Source organism: Lentzea alba (assembly GCF_047445655.1).
In the GTDB taxonomy this organism is placed as follows: domain Bacteria; phylum Actinomycetota; class Actinomycetes; order Mycobacteriales; family Pseudonocardiaceae; genus Lentzea; species Lentzea alba_A.
Genome location: NZ_JAJAEG010000036.1, coordinates 77,202 through 92,267, shown reverse-complemented (window position 1 = coordinate 92,267; position 15,066 = coordinate 77,202). Strand labels below are relative to the sequence as shown.

Sequence of the window (15,066 nt, the reverse complement as noted above, 5' to 3'; positions counted from 1 at the left end):
ACGATCGGGCACGACTCGTGACGGGACCACTCCACCCGGCCCGTAAGGGAAGGACGGCTCGCCTTCGGCATCGCGTAAGAGCAGCGGGCTCACCCGGCGCGTGAGGGCGGGGGCGGCAGGGCGGCCCGCCTTGCTTCGCGTCAGGTCAGAGAGGCGACCTGGTCGCTGACCACCTGGGCCGCCGCCGAGACCAGAGCGGTTACAGCTGGGTTCGTCGAGTTGTCCTGGCGCCAGCCGAACTGCGTGTACACGCGGAACGGGGAGGACCAGGGCAAGCGGACCAACCTGCCGTCGGACAGCTCGTTGGCGACGGTGACCTCTGGCATGAGGGCGATGCCCAGGCCTGAGGCCACGGCGCGTTTGGCGGCGTCTACCGAGTCGAGTTCGAGTAGCGGAGCCCTCGTGTCGTCGAAGCCGAGGGAGTTCTCGAACAGCTCGTGGTACGAGGCGCCGTTCTCCGCGCGGATGAGGGTGCTGCTCGTCAGGTCGTCCTCGGTGAGGGACTGACGTTGGGTCAGCATGTGGTTCGGGCCCGCGACCATGACGAGGGGCTCGGGGCACAGGACGGTCGTTTCGAGGCCCTCGCGGGGTTCGATCGCGCCGATGAAGAAGGCGCAGTCGAGGCCGCCGTCACGGACGGAGGCGAGGTTGTTCAGGGTGTTGCGGGAGTGCAGGGAGAGTTGGACGGACGGGTAGCGCCAGCACATGTATTCGATGAGCGGTAACAGGCGGTAGTCGGTCAAACTCTGTGCGGAGCCGATGACTAGTTTGCCGTGGGGCTCACCGTTCATCGTTATGGCTTTTCGGGCCTTTTCGGTGAGGTTGATGATGTTTCGCGCGAAGGGCAGCAGTTCGACGCCCGCGGACGTCATCTGGATACCTCGCGGGAGGCGGCGGAATAGAACGACGCCGAGTGCCTCCTCCAGGGCCTTGATGCGGGTCGTGATGGTTGGCTGCGAGCAATTGAGCGTGGCTGCGGCCTTGGTGAAGCTGCCGGTCTGTACCACGGTGGTGAACGCGAGAAGCTGGCGTGTCTCCATCAGGCGGGTCCTCGGGGTAAAACAGTGCGACGACTTTTTCTCGTTCGTTCCCGTGGTCCTGTTACGGGTGGTGCAAGGGCCGTAACGCTACCTGTCGTCTGCGCCGCACGGATTGGTGCTTATGGAGTCATCTTGATCTGCTGGGAATGGGTGTTGCGGCCGAAAGAGTGAAATCGATATTGCCGGTCCTACGTTCGGTAGCTGGTCGAGTCGTCTGCGTTAAGTAGTTCGCCGGGCGAAACAAAAAGCCGCCGCCCAGGAGTGGGCGGCGGCGGGCTTGAGCGAGAAGTCAGGTCACTCCGGGCAGACGGCTGCGGCGCCGCCTACGAGGATCTTGTAGGTCTTCGGGTCGCCTCCGCCGATCGGCTTCTGGGTCAGGACGACCTCCATGCCGGTGGCGACCGTGCGGGGGCGTTCGAAGTACTTCCAGAACGGGCCGTAGTTCCAGATCTGGGAGGGCTTGGTCACCGAGTTGATCTGGACCGTGGTGTCGTACTTCTTCGGGTCGTCTGCCGAGAGGGCGCCGGTGACGGCTTCGGCGGTGGCCGGTTCGTTGAGGTTGGCCGCCTCGCGCAGTTCGCCGTCGTGCTTGCGCACGAAGAGGCGCAGGTTGAGGGGGACGTTCACGAAGCCGCTGCAGGTGACGTGGTGGTCGACCTTGAGGACGAGGAACGGGACGTCCAGCTGGTTCTGGTCGATGATCGAGATGAAGCCCTTGGAGCCCGCGCCGGTGCGGTTCTCCTCCTGGTGGGCGTCGGCCTTGTAGTCCTGCCTCGGGAGGCCCGCGCCGAGCTTTTCGTCGGAGAGGTGGATGGACCAGCCGGGGTGGAACTGGGTGCGGCCGGAGGCGTACTCCGGCATCGACCAGTTCTGGTTCTCGATGGTGATCGCCTCCTGGCCGGCTCCGCCGTCGAAGACGTAGAGGGCGGCGGTGGCTTCGCGGCTCGGCCTTGGCGGTTGGGCCTGTGCCGGTGCGGTGGTGATGCTGAGCAGTGCGACGCCTGCGGTTGCTGCTGCGAGAAGTCTTGCGGCCGTGCCCGCCATCGTTGTCCCCCTGGGAGTCGAGTTGCCGTCGCGGAGCCAAGCGGGTGGGGCTCACAGTTCGGTCACGTGTGCGTGCGGACCGGGGTGGCGGCGGTCACAGAGCGGGTCTCGCCTAGACTCGCTGGGAATCCGGGCGCCACATCAGGCGGTACCGGCTGTCTGCACGTTCTTGTTCGTATCGAGGAGTCCACGTTGAAGAGCACCGTCGAGCAGCTGAGCCCGACGAGGGTCCGGATCAACGTCGAGGTGCCGTTCGACGAGCTCAAGTCGAACTTCGACCAGGCGTACCGGAAGCTCGCGAAGCAGGTCCGCATCCCCGGCTTCCGTCCGGGCAAGGCCCCCGCCAAGGTGCTGGAGAGCCGCATCGGGCGCGCTCCGGTCCTGGACGAGGTCATCCAGGAGGCCATTCCGGCCAAGTACCTGGAGGCGGTGTCCGCCGGTGAGGTGCGCACGCTCGGCCGCCCCGACTTCGAGGTGACCAAGATCGAGGACGGCGAGACCCTCGCGTTCACCGCCGAGGTCGACGTCCGTCCCGAGATCACGGTGCCCGCGTTCGGCGAGCTGGAGGTCACGGTCGACGAGCAGGAGGTCACCGGCGACGACGTGGCCACGCAGCTCGACGAGCTCCGCGCCCGCTTCGGCACGCTGACCGGTGTTTCCCGCCCGGTCGAGACCGGTGACTTCGTCATCGTCGACCTGTCGGCCACGGTCGACGGCGAAGAGGTCGAAGAGGCCCGCACGACCGGCCTGTCCTACGAGATCGGCTCCGGCCAGCTCGTCGAGGGCATCGACGATGCCCTGGTCGGCGCGTCCGAGGGCGAGACCAAGACCTTCACCACCACGCTCGTCGCCGGCGAGCACCAGGGCCGCGAGGCCGAGGTCACCGTGGTCGTGAACACCGTCAAGGAGCGTCAGCTCCCCGAGCTGGACGACGAGTTCGCCCAGCTCGCCAGCGAGTTCGACACGCTCGACGAGCTCAAGGCCGACCTGGAGACCCGTCTCGGCCGCGTCAAGAAGATGCAGCAGGGCGTCCAGGCGCGCGACAAGGTCCTCGAGGCGCTGCTGGAGACCACCGAGGTCCCGCTGCCCGAGGGCATCGTCCAGGGCGAGATCGACGCGCGGAAGCACGACGCCGTGCACGCCTTCGACCACGACGAGGCGAAGTTCGCCGAGTGGCTGACCGAGCAGGGGCAGTCCGAGGAGGAGTTCGACGCGGAGCTGCGCAAGGCCGCCGAGCAGGCCGTCAAGACGCAGCTGGTGCTCGACTCGATCGCCGACGCCGAGCAGGTCACGGTGTCCGACGGTGAGCTCACCGAGCGGATCATCTACCAGGCCCAGCGCTTCGGCATCAGCCCGGACGAGTACGTCAAGCGCGCCCAGCAGTCGGGCCAGCTCGGCGCGATCTTCGCCGACGTGCGCCGCGGCAAGGCTCTCGCGAGCGTCGTGCGCCAGGCTTCGGTCAGCGACACCGCCGGCACCAAGCTGGACCTCGACGAGCTCTTCGGCGAGACCAAGTCCGATGAGGACAACGCGGGCGAGTGATCCAGGTGACTCTCCCGTGAGCGGGCGAGTCACCGAAAATACTGCCTAGAGCGAACGCGGGCGGTGTCGGGCATCTGACGCCGCCCGCCTTCGTTAAGGTCGGTTGCAGAAGGTTTTGGCATCCAGATTCGTTCCACCTGGAGTTAGGCAGGCAGACGTGACGCAGCACTCCTTCCCGACCCCCGAGATGCGGTCGGCCACCGCCGGGATGAACCTCAACGACTCGGTGTACGAGCGGCTGCTCCGCGAGCGGATCATCGTCCTGGGATCGCAGGTCGAAGAGGGCATCGCCAACCAGATCACCGCTCAGCTGCTGCTTCTCGCCGCTGAGGACCCCGAGAAGGACATCACCCTCTACATCAACTCGCCGGGTGGTTCCGTCACGGCGGGCATGGCCATCTACGACACGATGCAGCTCATCGAGCCGGACGTGGCCACCGTCGCGATGGGTCTCGCGGCGTCGATGGGGCAGTTCCTGCTCTCCGCGGGCGCTCCCGGCAAGCGCCAGGCGCTCCCGCACGCGCGCATCCTCATGCACCAGCCGTCGGCCGGTGTCGGTGGTACGGCCGCGGACATCGCGATCCAGGCGGACATGCTGACGCGCACCAAGCGCGAGATGGCCGAGTTGATCGCCGAGCACACCGGCCAGCCGGTCGAGCGCATCATCCAGGACTCCGACCGCGACCGTTGGTTCACGGCGCAGGAAGCGCTGGAGTACGGCTTCGTCGACAAGGTCGTCACGCGGTCGCAGCCCGTCGGCGACTCGAACAACTGACGTCAGCTAGGAGACCTGAAGTGAGCCAGTTCCACATGCCTCAGTCGCGGTACGTGCTGCCGTCGTTCGTCGAGCGCACCAGCTACGGCATGAAGGAGTCGAACCCGTACAACAAGCTGTTCGAGGAGCGCATCATCTTCCTCGGCGTGCAGGTTGACGACGCTTCGGCAAACGACGTGATGGCGCAGCTGCTCGTCCTCGAGTCCGAGGACCCGGACCGCGACATCCTGATGTACATCAACTCGCCGGGTGGCTCGTTCACCTCGCTGATGGCCATCTACGACACCATGCAGTTCGTCCGCCCGGACATCCAGACGTACTGCCTCGGCCAGGCCGCCTCGGCCGCCGCGGTGCTGCTGGCCGCCGGCACGCCTGGCAAGCGCCACGCGTTGCCGAACGCGCGAATCCTGATCCACCAGCCTTCGATGGAAGGCGCGTACGGTCAGGTGTCCGACCTGGAGATCCAGTCGAACGAGATCCAGCGCGTGCGCCGCCTGATGGAGTCCACCCTCGCGCGGCACACCAACCGGACGGCAGAGGAGGTCCGCGAGAGCATCGAGCGCGACCGGATCCTCACGGCCGAAGAGGCCAGGGAGTACGGCATCGTCGACTCGGTGCTGCCCTACCGGAAGCTTTCCGCCAAGTCCTGATGGTGATGTCCGGATTCTGGGAAACCCCGGAGTCCGGGCGAACGGAGTGGCGAGACGGGTGCTCGCGAAGAGCGCTCGCCCCGCCACTCCGCCCGGTTTCACCTGTGGGGACACCCCACACCCCGGGCACCGAACGCCCATCCGACACGCCGATGTGACGGTCAACTGGCCTGATCGACGCGTCGAGGGGACGCTGGTCCTCCCCTGAAACGGGGTCGGCCAGGTACCGTCAGGAGAACGGGCTCAGCACCCACAGCCAGTGGGACTGCCACAGCAAGTCAGCAGGCGCACTACAGCAGGTGTGCGCCGGAGGGGACATAGGTCAGCGGTCATGGCGCGTATCGGTGACGGCGGCGACTTGCTGAAGTGCTCTTTCTGCGGAAAGAGCCAGAAGCAGGTGAAGAAACTCATCGCCGGCCCCGGCGTCTACATCTGCGATGAGTGCATCGATCTCTGCAACGAGATCATCGAGGAGGAGCTGGCAGAAGCCGGCGACGTGAAGCTCGACGAGCTGCCGAAGCCCGCCGAGATCCACGAGTTCCTCGACCAGTACGTCATCGGACAGAGTGACGCCAAGCGCACCCTCTCCGTCGCCGTCTACAACCACTACAAGCGCATCCAGGCGGGCGACCGCGGGCGCGAGGGTCGTGACGACGGCGTTGAGCTGGCGAAGTCCAACATTCTCATGCTTGGCCCCACGGGCTGCGGCAAGACCTACCTCGCGCAGACGCTCGCGAAGATGCTGAACGTGCCGTTCGCCATCGCCGACGCGACGGCACTGACGGAGGCCGGGTACGTCGGTGAGGACGTCGAGAACATCCTCCTGAAGCTCATCCAGGCCGCCGACTACGACGTGAAGCGCGCCGAGACGGGCATCATCTACATCGACGAGGTCGACAAGATCGCTCGAAAGAGTGAAAACCCGTCGATCACCCGCGATGTCTCCGGCGAGGGTGTGCAGCAGGCGCTGTTGAAGATCCTGGAAGGCACCACCGCATCGGTGCCCCCGCAGGGCGGCCGCAAGCACCCGCACCAGGAGTTCATCCAGATCGACACGACGAACGTGCTGTTCATCGTGGCGGGCGCCTTCGCGGGTCTCGAGAAGATCATTCAGGACCGGGTCGGCAAGCGCGGCCTGGGCTTCGGTGCCGAGGTCCGTTCCAAGGCCGAGGTGGACGCGGCGGACTTCTTCGCCGACTCCATGCCGGAGGACCTGATCAAGTTCGGTCTGATCCCCGAGTTCATCGGGCGTCTGCCGATGGTCGCCTCCGTCACCAACCTCGACAAGCCGTCGCTGGTGATGATCCTCACCGAGCCGAAGAACGCCCTGGTGAAGCAGTACCAGAAGCTCTTCGAGATGGACGGCGTCGAGCTGGAGTTCACCAAGACCGCGCTGGAAGCGGTCGCCGACCAGGCGATCCTGCGCGGAACCGGTGCCCGCGGTCTGCGCGCGATCATGGAAGAGGTCCTGCTCCCGGTGATGTACGACATCCCGAGTCGCACGGACGTCGCCAAGGTCGTCATCACCGAGCAGACGGTGAAGGAGAACGTGAACCCGACGATCGTGGCCCGGCAGCCCTCGCGCCGGGAGCGTCGAGAGAAGTCCGCGTAAGTCAGTGCTCCGAAAGGGCGTCGGTGGCCGCACCGGCGCCCTTTCGGCGTTCTAAGGTGGTGGCATGTCGCTGCCTCACGTGCTCGTTCTCCACGGCTGGACCGGCTCCGGCCCTGACCACTGGCAGACCTGGCTGGCCCGCACGGTCTCCGAGCACGGCGGCCTGGCCGACATGCCGCACTTCAGCGACCCCGACGCGCCCGACCTCACGACGTGGCTGCGCGAGCTCGACACCCACCTCGAAGCAGCGCCGGCCGACCGCGAACGGGTCGTCGTCGCCCACTCGCTCGGCTGCTACCTCTGGCTGCACCACGCGGCCCGCGAAGGCATCCAGAACGTCGACCGCGTGCTCCTGGTGGCCCCACCGGCACCGGACCACCCGGAACCGGCGATCAAGTCGTTCTTCCCCGCCCCGCTCGACCCGGCGAACCTGCGCCGCGCGGCCAAGAGCACGCGCCTGGTCGTGGGCGAGGGCGACCCGTACTGCGAGATGCGGGTGAGCAAGCAGCTCGCGGAGGCGTTGCGGATCGAGGTCGACGTGCTGCCGGGAGCGGCGCACATCAACACCGACGCGGGCTACGGGGAGTGGCCCGCAGTGCTGAAGTGGGTGCGGTCGAAGACGGTGCCGCTCTCACCACGTTAGACAACTGGTTCTGGGGGAATCATGATCGATCTGCACAAGCTGATCGACGACCACGGTGTCGTCGGCGCGCAGGTGGCCGTCCTGCACAACGGTGAAGTCGTCGACATGGCGGCAGGCGTGCTGAACAACGTCACCGGGGAGAAGGTGACGCCGGACTCGATCTTCCAGATCGGATCGATCACCAAGGTCTGGACGGCGACGCTCGTCCAGGAGCTGGTGAACGAGGGACTGCTCGACCTGGACCGGCCGGTGCGCGACGTGCTGCCTGAGTTCGCGCTCGCCGACGAGCAGGCCGCGCGGGTGATCACGCCCCGGCACCTCCTCACCCACACGGCGGGCTTCGAGGGCGATCTCTTCCACGACACCGGCAACGGTGACGACATGCTCGAGAAGTACCTGGAGCGCATGGCGGATGCGCGCCAGGTGACCCCGCCAGGAGAGCTCTTCTCGTACTGCAACAGCGGGTTCGTGGTGCTGGGCCGGATCGTGGAAGTGTTGCGCGGCAAGCCTTTCACCGTCGTCCTGCGGGAACGCCTGATCGACGGGCTCGGCCTGCGCACCGCGGCCGCACGCCACTGCGAGTACGCCGCCCGCTCGTGCGCCACCGGGCACCTGGGCAAGGTGCTCAAGCCGGCTGAGCAGCTGATGACCGCGGGCGACGCCCCGGCGGGCTCGGTGCTCGCGATGAGCGCCCGCGACCTGATGGAGTTCGTGCGGATGCACCTGGGCACGAGCGCGTTCGACGCCATGCGCGAGTCGCAGGTCGCGCAGCCGGACTTCGGTCAGCGCGGCTCCCAGGGGCTCGGCTGGATGCTGCAGGAGTACCCGAACGGCCTCACGGGCGTCGGCCACGACGGAGGGACGCTGGGCTTCAGGGCCGACCTGCGGGTGATCCCGGAAGCGGGACTCGCGGTCGCGGTCCTCACCAACGGCGGAAGGACCCTGGCGCTGCTGGACGCGGTCCACGAGCAGGTGCTGGGCGATCTTGCGGGCATCACCCCGCCGGCTTTCCCCACGCCGCCTGCCTCGCCGGTGCCGATCGACGTCGAGCGGGTCGTCGGTGTCTACCGGTCCGCGGGGCTGGAGACTCACCTCACCGAAGGCGACGGGGGCAGGGTCGAGGTGCGGTACGTGCCCCTCGATCACATCTGGGCGGATCTGGCCGATGACGAGGAGCGCGAGTACACGGGGTTGCGGGACGACGCGCTGATCTCCGTCGAGAAGGTGGGCGCCCACCACCAGGTGATCGTGTTGGGTGGACGTGACGAGCAGGACCGCGTGAAGTGGCTGCACTGGGGCCGAGCGGCCCTGCGCGTTTAGACGGCGCGCTTGGCGTACTTGGCGAGGAACAGCACCACGTCCGGCGTCACCTTGCGGTAGAAGCCGTCGTCGTGCCCGCCTGCCTTCACCGTGCCCACCTCGGGCTTGACCTCGCGGATGAACCGCCGGGTGCCCTCGATGAACCGGTCGCGGTCACCGATCCACACGCCGAGCGCGGTCCTGCCGGTCGACTTCAGGTGCCGCAACGGGTCCAGCGACGCCCACTCGGCCTCGTTCTTGAACGCCCTGCGCTTGGCCATCTCCGGCCACGTGGTGATCAGGCCGGGGGAGATGGCCGCGGCGGCCGCGATCGGGTCGCCGCGTTCTGCCCGGAGCCGGGCGTAGAGCAGGGCGCCGAAGCCGCCCATCGACGCGCCGGTCACCGCGAACGGTTCGCCGTAGCCGCGCTCGCGCAGCCAGTGCGGGACCTCGTCGAGCAGCATGGCCATCGGGTCGTCGCCGGGGACGTTCTCGTGCCAGTAGTTGTCGCCGCCGTCGACCGCGACGAAGCCGAACGCGGGCACGGAGCCCTTTGCGACGGCGCCGGTCAGCACTTCGGCCAGGTCGCCGACGGCCGCGTGCCTGGCGTCGCCGTGCAGGCCGTGCAGCAGGATCGACATCGGCAGGCCGCGCGGGTTCGCGCCGGTCGGGGTGTAGAAGGCGAGCGTCACCTCGCGGCGGCGGGAAGTCGAGTACACGCGCTCGAACCGGACGGTCGGCTTGGCACCGGTCGTGCGGCTGATCCGGTCCGTCGTGGCGATCTGCTGTTCCGTGACGTCCCGCGAGGACGACACCGACACCGCGACGCCCGCGGCGGTCGCGATCACCACGCCGATCGCCGCGAGAAGTGTGCGGCGGCTGTACCTCGGTTCCCCCATGCTCACCTCATCGCGTGGGTACCGTTCCCCGTTTCCCTCTAGAGGACGGAACGCAGGCGTAAGGAAGACAGTTCCTCAGCCGAATAACCCAGCCAGCGCAGCACGTGATCATTGTGCGCGCCGAGTTCCGGAACCGCACCCGGTGACCACTCGAAGCCGGCGACGGGCGGTGGCAGCATCCGCACCGAACCACCGGGAACCTGCACGTCAACCCATGTGCCGAGCTGCGGGTGCGTGGGCAGGTCGGTGATCGGGCGGGTCAGCGCGGCGGGCACGTCGGCGGCGTCCAGCGCGGCCAGGAGCTCGGCCGCGGTCATCGCGGAGAACGCCCGTTCGAGCAGCTTCTGCAGCTCGTCCCGGTGCTCCACGCGGGACGCCACTGTGGCGAACCTCTCCTCCGCCGCGAGCCCGATCAACGAGCACAGCCGCTGCCACTGGCCGTCGTTCTGCACGGCCAGGTGCACGGCCCCGTCCGCACAGGCCACCGGCCCGTACGGCGCGATGCTCGGGTGGTGCGCGCCCGACCGCGGCGCCGCGGCACCCGTGCCGGCGGCGTAGAGCATCGGCTGGTGCATCCACTCGGCCATCGCCTCGAACAGCGACAGCCGCAGCCGCACCCCTGAGCCGGTCCGGCCGCGTTGCAGCAACGCGGCCAGCACCGCCGCGTGCAGCTGGACACCGGCCGCGATGTCGGCCACCGAGATGCCCGCGCGCGCCATCACGTCGCCTTCGCCGGTGAGCGACACCAGTCCGGCCTCGGACTGCACCAGCGCGTCGAACGCCTTGCGGTCCGCGTACGGGCCGTCCCAGCCGTAGCCGGAGAGCTCGCCGACGATCAACGACGACGGCGGCTCCAGCGCCAGCCGTTCCCACACGCGTGGCGACAGGTTGCACAGCAGCACATCAGCGCGCGCCACCAACCGATCCAGCACCTCACGGCCGTCCGGGTGGTTGATGTCGAGCGACACCGACTCCTTGCCGACGTTGGTCCACGCGAAGTACGACGACACCTCGCCGCACGACGAGTCGTAGTGCCGCGCGAAGTCGCCGACACCAGGCCGTTCGATCTTGATGACCCGCGCCCCGAGATCGGCCAGCAGCCGCGTCGCGTACGGCACGGCGACCGCCTGCTCCAGGCTCACCACCACGACACCGTCAAGCGGTCTCAAGCACGCGCTCCCCACCGGTGTAGACGTTCATCGAGTCACCGCGCAGGAACCCGACCAGTGTCATGCCCTGCTCCTCGGCCAGCTCGACCGCGAGCGACGACGGCGCCGACACCGCGGCGAGCAGCGGAATTCCGGCCATCGCGGCCTTCTGCACCAGCTCGAACGACGCCCGCCCGGACACCATCAGCACCGAACCCCGCAGCGGCACGAGGTTCTGCAGCACCGCCCAGCCCAGCACCTTGTCCACGGCGTTGTGCCGGCCCACGTCCTCGCGCACGACGAGCAGCTCGCCGTCGCGGAAGAGGCCCGCCGCGTGCAGCCCGCCGGTGCTCTCGAAGACCTTCTGCCGCTCCCGCAACGCGTCCGGGAAGCCCGTCAACGCCTCGGGGGTGACCCGCAGCTCGTCCAGCGCGGGGGAGTAGCGGGTCTTGAGCTTCACCGCGTCCAGCGCGGCCTTCCCGCACACACCACACGACGAGGTGGTGTAGAAGTTCCGCTCCACCCCGGTGTCCGGTGGCGGCACCCCGTCGGCCAGCGCGATGTCCAGCACGTTGTACGTGTTCATCCCGTCCGGCCCGGTGCCCTCGCAGAACCGGGCGATCGAGATGTCCTCGGACGAACCGATCACACCTTCACTGAGCAGGAAGCCGTGCGCGAGCTCGACGTCCTGGCCGGGTGTGCGCATCGTGACGGCCAACGACCTGCCGTTGACCCGCAGTTCCAGCGGTTCTTCGGCGGCGAGGGCGTCGACTCGGCGCCGCCGACCGCTCGGCGACACGCGCTCTACCGCTCGACGCACCGTCACTCGGCCCATGTGCACATCTCCTTCGGACCGCTATGTTCCCCACCGACCAGGCTACGTGGGAGGGATCTCGGGGCATGGACGACGTCGTGATCGTGGGAGGCGGCCACAACGGGCTGGTGGCGGCCGCGTACCTGGCACGGGCGGGCCGGTCGGTCACCGTGCTGGAGAAGCTGCCGCACGTCGGTGGCGCGGCCGTGAGCGCTTCGCCGTGGGAGGGCGTCGACGCGAGGTTGTCCCGGTTCTCGTACCTGGTGTCGCTGCTGCCTGACCAGATAGCCACTGATTTGGGCCTGAACCTGACTTTGCGGTCGCGGGCGGCGTCGAGCTACACCCCGAACGGCAAGACCGGGCTGCTGGTCGAACGGGAGCCCGGCGACGCGACGGTGGCGTCGTTCCAGGCCGTGTGCGGGTCGCTGGACGACTGGGACCGCTGGCAGCGCTGGTACGCCGATCTTGAGCTGATGGCGCAGGCGCTGGCGCCGACTCTTTTGGAACCGTTGGTGTCACGCGAACATCTGCGCGTGCACGTCGACGCGGTGGCGCGCGGCCGGTTGTGGGACCAGGTCTTCGAACGCCCGATCGGCGCCACGCTGCAGGAGCTGTTCGACAACAACCTGGTGCGCGGCGTCGTCGCGACCGACGCGTTGATCGGCACGCACTCGTCGCTGCATTCGTTGCGCGCCAACAAGTGCTTCCTCTACCACATCGTCGGCAACGGCACCGGCGAGTGGAAGGTCCCGGTCGGCGGCATGGGCGCGGTGACCGCCGAGCTGGAACGGGTCGCCCGCGAATCGGGTGCCAAGATCGTCACCAACGCGACCGTCACCTCCGTCGAGTCGGACGGCAAGACCGCGACGGTGACCTACAACGACACCACTGTGGACGCTCGGTTCGTACTGTCCAATGTGGCGCCTTCGGTGCTGGGACGGTTGCTGGGCAAGGAGGTCGGCGACGCGCCCGGCTGCCAGTTGAAGATCAACATGCTGCTGCGGAAGCTGCCGGAGCTGAAGTCCGGGGTCGACCCGCGGCTCGCGTTCGCCGGGACGTTCCACCTCGACGAGTCCTACGACCAGCTGGAGACCGCGTACCTGGAGAGCGTCGCGGGTCAGGTGCCGTCGGTGCTGCCGGGCGAGATGTACTGCCACTCGCTCACCGACCCGTCGATCCTCGGACCGTCGCTGGCGGGCCACGAGACGTTGACGTTGTTCGGCCTGCACCTGCCCGCGTCGTTGTTCGAGGGCCGCAACGAACTGCTGCGCGACGAGCTGGTGCAGCGCTACCTGACCCAGCTCAACGCCCACCTCGTGGAGCCGATCCAGGACTGCCTCGCCGTCGACGCGGCCGGTAACCCGTGCATCGAGGCGCGCACCCCGCTGGACCTGGAGGAGGAGCTCGGCCTGCCGGGTGGCAACATCTTCCACGGAGAGCTCGACTGGCCGTTCGCCGAGACTGACGACGAGGTCGGCAAGTGGGGCGTCGAGATCGGCCTCGACAACGTCTTCGTCTGCGGCGCCGGATCACGGCGCGGCGGCGGCGTCAGCGGCATCGGCGGCCACAACGCGGCGCGAGCGGTTCTCGAACGAATCTGACAGATATTTTTGATGACATTCTCTGTCATCTCTGGTTACAGTTGGTCCCGTGGGGGACTTCTACGGGATCGCGGAAATCGCTGACGCCATGGGGCTCAGCCGGCAGCTGGTGGCCGTGTGGCGCAAGCGGCGCTCGCACGGCATCCCGGAGCCGGACGCCGAGCTCGCGTCCGGCCCGATCTGGCGGCGCGAGACCGTCGAGCCGTGGATCGAACGCACGCGCGGCCGGCTCGGTCTCGCGGGCGCACGGGAGTCGGCCAGCCGGAGCCTGCGGTTGCGCACCTGCAGGCGGGTCCTGCGACTGGCCGCGTTGATGCTTGAGGAACCGCAGCGGCCGCGGGTGCTCAACGAGGCGGCGGACCAGTTGCGCGACCTCATCCACGAGGTCGATCAGGCCGCGGACGACGTGGTGGGCGCCCTGTTGCGCGAGCTCGTCGAGCCGGTGCGCGACCCTGACGTGCCCGCGGAGCTGTTGCGGGTGCCGGTCATCGAGTCGCTTCCGCTGGTGACCGCCGTCGCGCGGAACTCGCCAGACTGGTGACGAGGGCGCCCAGCGCCGCGAGTGCCATGTCCGCGTGGGCGTCCCACATGTCGCCCTGCTGACCGTTGTAGGCCTCGGCCGTCTCGGCGCCCAGCGTCATCGCGATCGCCCACTCCAGCAGCTCGTAGAGCGCGCTCGTCGCCAGCACGATCTCCAGCGACCGCAACCACTTCTGCCGCAGCACGGCGGTCAGGCACACGCCGTACGCGAAGTGCACGAGCCGGTCGAAGTGGTTGCGCTGCCAGGAGAACGCCTCCGACAGCCGCACCCCGAACAGGGCGTCCGTCCAGTCGTCGTACGGCACGAACGAGTAGATCCACCTCGCCGCGATCGTGTGCAGCGCAAGAAAGAGCAAGGCCCACGCCCACTGCGCGGTGTCGAGCCGCCGCCGGAGCAGCACCAGGGCCGCGATCGCCAGCGCCGTCAGCGAGCTGTGCAAAGCCTGCTCGGCCGGCCACGGCGGGTCGATCCACGTCAGCCCGGCCAGCACGCCGAACGCCCCCAACAGCCACAGCTGCCCCCGAGTCATGCGCTGATCATGCCCGAACGCGTCTAAGGATTTCTATATCAAGAGTCCTTGCTAAAGATTCCTTGATAAGCGTACGGTGGTGACATGACCGACCCCCAGGTACGCGACCCCAAGGCCCTGCGGGCCCTGACGCACCCGTTCCGGTGGAAGCTGATCAACCTCCTGACGGAGGAGGGCGCGCAGACCGCCACGCAGTGCTCGGAGCGACTCGACGAGAGCGTCGCGAGCTGCTCGTACCACCTGAACATGCTGGCCAAGTACGGCTTCGTGGAAGAGGTCGAGGGTCCAGGCCGGCAGAAGCCCTGGCGCCTGATCAGCGCGCGCCAGAACATCTCGCCGGACGGCCTGGACGCCGAAGGCAAGATGGCCGCCGAGGCCGCCGTGATGGCGTACCTGGACCAGGAGTTCGACCGGATCCGCGAACGGCTCGTCATGCGCAAGCTGCTGACGGACGACTGGCGCGAGGCGGTCGGCACGCGCGGCAGCGCCAAGTTCCTCACCGTCGAAGAGGCGGTCGCGTACAAGGAAGAGCTCGACGAGGTGCTGGGGAAGTACGACGACCGGTTGGACGACCCGTCGCTGCGGCCCGAGGGTTCGCGCCCGGTCCGGTTCTTCCTCGCTGTCACCGTCGCGCCCGAGCACGAGTCCGAGTAACCCACCCCTGAACGGAGATCTGTCATGTTGCATCACGATCACGCGTTTGCTATCGCGAAGATGAAGCAGTCCGACCTGGAGTCCGACGCCAAGGCACACCGGCTCGTAAGCGCACCTGAGAGCGTCGCGGCCGAGCCTGCCGGGCGGTCCGGTGGAGGTGTGCTCGACGCCGGTCACCGCCGCTGGAGGCTGTTAGGACGCGTGCGACCGGCGTAGCGTGTGGAACAGCCGCCGCTGTAAAGGTTTTCACCACGTTTCAACCCGTGCGAGGGGAG

16 protein-coding genes are annotated in these 15,066 nt (G+C 68.0%); 10 read left to right on the top strand and 6 right to left on the bottom strand.

The genetic code is table 11. The annotated features are described in order from the left end of the window. Positions 1-140: 140 nt before the first annotated feature. Together LFM09_RS41610 and LFM09_RS41605 are read right to left on the bottom strand one after the other, a co-directional pair. Positions 141-1,040: a LysR family transcriptional regulator gene (locus LFM09_RS41610; protein ID WP_414102150.1), complete on the bottom strand. Its 900-nt coding sequence runs from the start codon at positions 1,038-1,040 to the stop codon at positions 141-143. Between the two features lie 294 nt (positions 1,041-1,334). Then, positions 1,335-2,084, bottom strand: coding sequence for a hypothetical protein (locus LFM09_RS41605; protein ID WP_414102149.1), 750 nt, complete (start codon positions 2,082-2,084; stop codon positions 1,335-1,337). Positions 2,085-2,276: 192 nt separating this feature from the next. On the opposite strand from LFM09_RS41605, the gene tig reads away from it, so the two are divergent. The 6 genes from tig to LFM09_RS41575 all read left to right on the top strand — a co-directional run bounded on the left by tig (position 2,277) and on the right by LFM09_RS41575 (position 8,626). After that, the gene (gene tig, locus LFM09_RS41600) at positions 2,277-3,626 is read left to right on the top strand and encodes a trigger factor (protein ID WP_414102148.1); all 1,350 of its coding nucleotides are present in this window, start codon (positions 2,277-2,279) and stop codon (positions 3,624-3,626) included. A 187-nt stretch (positions 3,627-3,813) separates the two neighbouring features. Then, positions 3,814-4,401 (top strand): ATP-dependent Clp protease proteolytic subunit, encoded by a 588-nt coding sequence (locus LFM09_RS41595; protein ID WP_414102152.1) that lies wholly within the window; start codon positions 3,814-3,816, stop codon positions 4,399-4,401. A 35-nt stretch (positions 4,402-4,436) separates the two neighbouring features. Further along, positions 4,437-5,051, top strand: coding sequence for an ATP-dependent Clp protease proteolytic subunit (locus tag LFM09_RS41590; protein WP_109640883.1), 615 nt, complete (start codon positions 4,437-4,439; stop codon positions 5,049-5,051). A gap of 331 nt (positions 5,052-5,382) precedes the next feature. Continuing rightward, positions 5,383-6,663: an ATP-dependent Clp protease ATP-binding subunit ClpX gene (clpX, locus tag LFM09_RS41585; protein ID WP_086661635.1), complete on the top strand. Its 1,281-nt coding sequence runs from the start codon at positions 5,383-5,385 to the stop codon at positions 6,661-6,663. Positions 6,664-6,727: 64 nt separating this feature from the next. After that, entirely contained in the window at positions 6,728-7,306 is a 579-nt protein-coding gene (locus LFM09_RS41580) for an RBBP9/YdeN family alpha/beta hydrolase (protein ID WP_414102147.1), read from the top strand. 21 nt (positions 7,307-7,327) lie between these two features. Continuing rightward, positions 7,328-8,626, top strand: coding sequence for a serine hydrolase domain-containing protein (locus LFM09_RS41575; RefSeq protein ID WP_414102146.1), 1,299 nt, complete (start codon positions 7,328-7,330; stop codon positions 8,624-8,626). On the opposite strand, the gene LFM09_RS41570 is transcribed toward LFM09_RS41575, so the two are convergent. The 3 genes from LFM09_RS41570 to fdhD are packed head-to-tail and all read right to left on the bottom strand — an operon-like array spanning position 8,623 to position 11,487. Continuing rightward, entirely contained in the window at positions 8,623-9,504 is an 882-nt protein-coding gene (locus tag LFM09_RS41570) for an alpha/beta hydrolase (protein ID WP_414102145.1), read from the bottom strand. The genes LFM09_RS41575 and LFM09_RS41570 overlap by 4 nt on opposite strands. A 38-nt stretch (positions 9,505-9,542) precedes the next feature. Next, positions 9,543-10,673 carry a CaiB/BaiF CoA transferase family protein gene (locus tag LFM09_RS41565; RefSeq protein WP_414102144.1) on the bottom strand — a complete coding sequence of 377 codons (1,131 nt, stop codon included), beginning with the start codon at positions 10,671-10,673 and terminating at the stop codon, positions 9,543-9,545. Continuing rightward, a complete protein-coding gene (gene fdhD, locus LFM09_RS41560; RefSeq protein WP_414102143.1) occupies positions 10,660-11,487 on the bottom strand; it encodes a formate dehydrogenase accessory sulfurtransferase FdhD in 828 nt (275 codons plus the stop codon). Before fdhD ends, LFM09_RS41565 begins: the two co-directional genes overlap by 14 nt. Positions 11,488-11,552: 65 nt before the next feature. Here fdhD and LFM09_RS41555 point away from each other — a divergent pair, with 65 nt between their 5' ends. Together LFM09_RS41555 and LFM09_RS41550 are read left to right on the top strand one after the other, a co-directional pair. Beyond that, positions 11,553-13,067 carry a phytoene desaturase family protein gene (locus LFM09_RS41555; RefSeq protein WP_414102142.1) on the top strand — a complete coding sequence of 505 codons (1,515 nt, stop codon included), beginning with the start codon at positions 11,553-11,555 and terminating at the stop codon, positions 13,065-13,067. 49 nt (positions 13,068-13,116) lie between these two features. After that, positions 13,117-13,608 (top strand): hypothetical protein, encoded by a 492-nt coding sequence (locus LFM09_RS41550; RefSeq protein ID WP_167970530.1) that lies wholly within the window; start codon positions 13,117-13,119, stop codon positions 13,606-13,608. On the opposite strand, the gene LFM09_RS41545 is transcribed toward LFM09_RS41550, so the two are convergent. Next, the gene (locus LFM09_RS41545) at positions 13,553-14,137 is read right to left on the bottom strand and encodes a DUF2238 domain-containing protein (protein WP_414102141.1); all 585 of its coding nucleotides are present in this window, start codon (positions 14,135-14,137) and stop codon (positions 13,553-13,555) included. The two genes, LFM09_RS41550 and LFM09_RS41545, sit on opposite strands and share 56 nt — an antisense overlap. An 84-nt stretch (positions 14,138-14,221) precedes the next feature. Between LFM09_RS41545 and LFM09_RS41540 the strand changes: the two genes are divergently transcribed. Continuing rightward, entirely contained in the window at positions 14,222-14,791 is a 570-nt protein-coding gene (locus tag LFM09_RS41540; RefSeq protein ID WP_414102140.1) for a helix-turn-helix domain-containing protein, read from the top strand. 60 nt (positions 14,792-14,851) lie between these two features. Continuing rightward, positions 14,852-15,007, top strand: a complete 156-nt coding sequence (locus tag LFM09_RS41535) for a hypothetical protein (protein ID WP_414102139.1) — start codon at positions 14,852-14,854, stop codon at positions 15,005-15,007. Positions 15,008-15,066 lie beyond the last annotated feature (59 nt).

What these genes read in the sequence shown, in the direction of transcription:
- LFM09_RS41610 (WP_414102150.1), bottom strand. Translation starts at nt 1,040, where the DNA reads ATGGAGACACGCCAGCTTCTCGCGTTCACCACCGTGGTACAGACCGGC.
- LFM09_RS41605 (WP_414102149.1), bottom strand. Translation starts at nt 2,084, where the DNA reads ATGGCGGGCACGGCCGCAAGACTTCTCGCAGCAGCAACCGCAGGCGTC.
- LFM09_RS41595 (WP_414102152.1), top strand. Translation starts at nt 3,814, where the DNA reads ATGCGGTCGGCCACCGCCGGGATGAACCTCAACGACTCGGTGTACGAG.
- LFM09_RS41590 (WP_109640883.1), top strand. Translation starts at nt 4,437, where the DNA reads ATGCCTCAGTCGCGGTACGTGCTGCCGTCGTTCGTCGAGCGCACCAGC.
- clpX (WP_086661635.1), top strand. Translation starts at nt 5,383, where the DNA reads ATGGCGCGTATCGGTGACGGCGGCGACTTGCTGAAGTGCTCTTTCTGC.
- LFM09_RS41580 (WP_414102147.1), top strand. Translation starts at nt 6,728, where the DNA reads ATGTCGCTGCCTCACGTGCTCGTTCTCCACGGCTGGACCGGCTCCGGC.
- LFM09_RS41575 (WP_414102146.1), top strand. Translation starts at nt 7,328, where the DNA reads ATGATCGATCTGCACAAGCTGATCGACGACCACGGTGTCGTCGGCGCG.
- LFM09_RS41570 (WP_414102145.1), bottom strand. Translation starts at nt 9,504, where the DNA reads ATGGGGGAACCGAGGTACAGCCGCCGCACACTTCTCGCGGCGATCGGC.
- fdhD (WP_414102143.1), bottom strand. Translation starts at nt 11,487, where the DNA reads ATGGGCCGAGTGACGGTGCGTCGAGCGGTAGAGCGCGTGTCGCCGAGC.
- LFM09_RS41555 (WP_414102142.1), top strand. Translation starts at nt 11,553, where the DNA reads ATGGACGACGTCGTGATCGTGGGAGGCGGCCACAACGGGCTGGTGGCG.
- LFM09_RS41545 (WP_414102141.1), bottom strand. Translation starts at nt 14,137, where the DNA reads ATGACTCGGGGGCAGCTGTGGCTGTTGGGGGCGTTCGGCGTGCTGGCC.
- LFM09_RS41540 (WP_414102140.1), top strand. Translation starts at nt 14,222, where the DNA reads ATGACCGACCCCCAGGTACGCGACCCCAAGGCCCTGCGGGCCCTGACG.
- LFM09_RS41535 (WP_414102139.1), top strand. Translation starts at nt 14,852, where the DNA reads ATGAAGCAGTCCGACCTGGAGTCCGACGCCAAGGCACACCGGCTCGTA.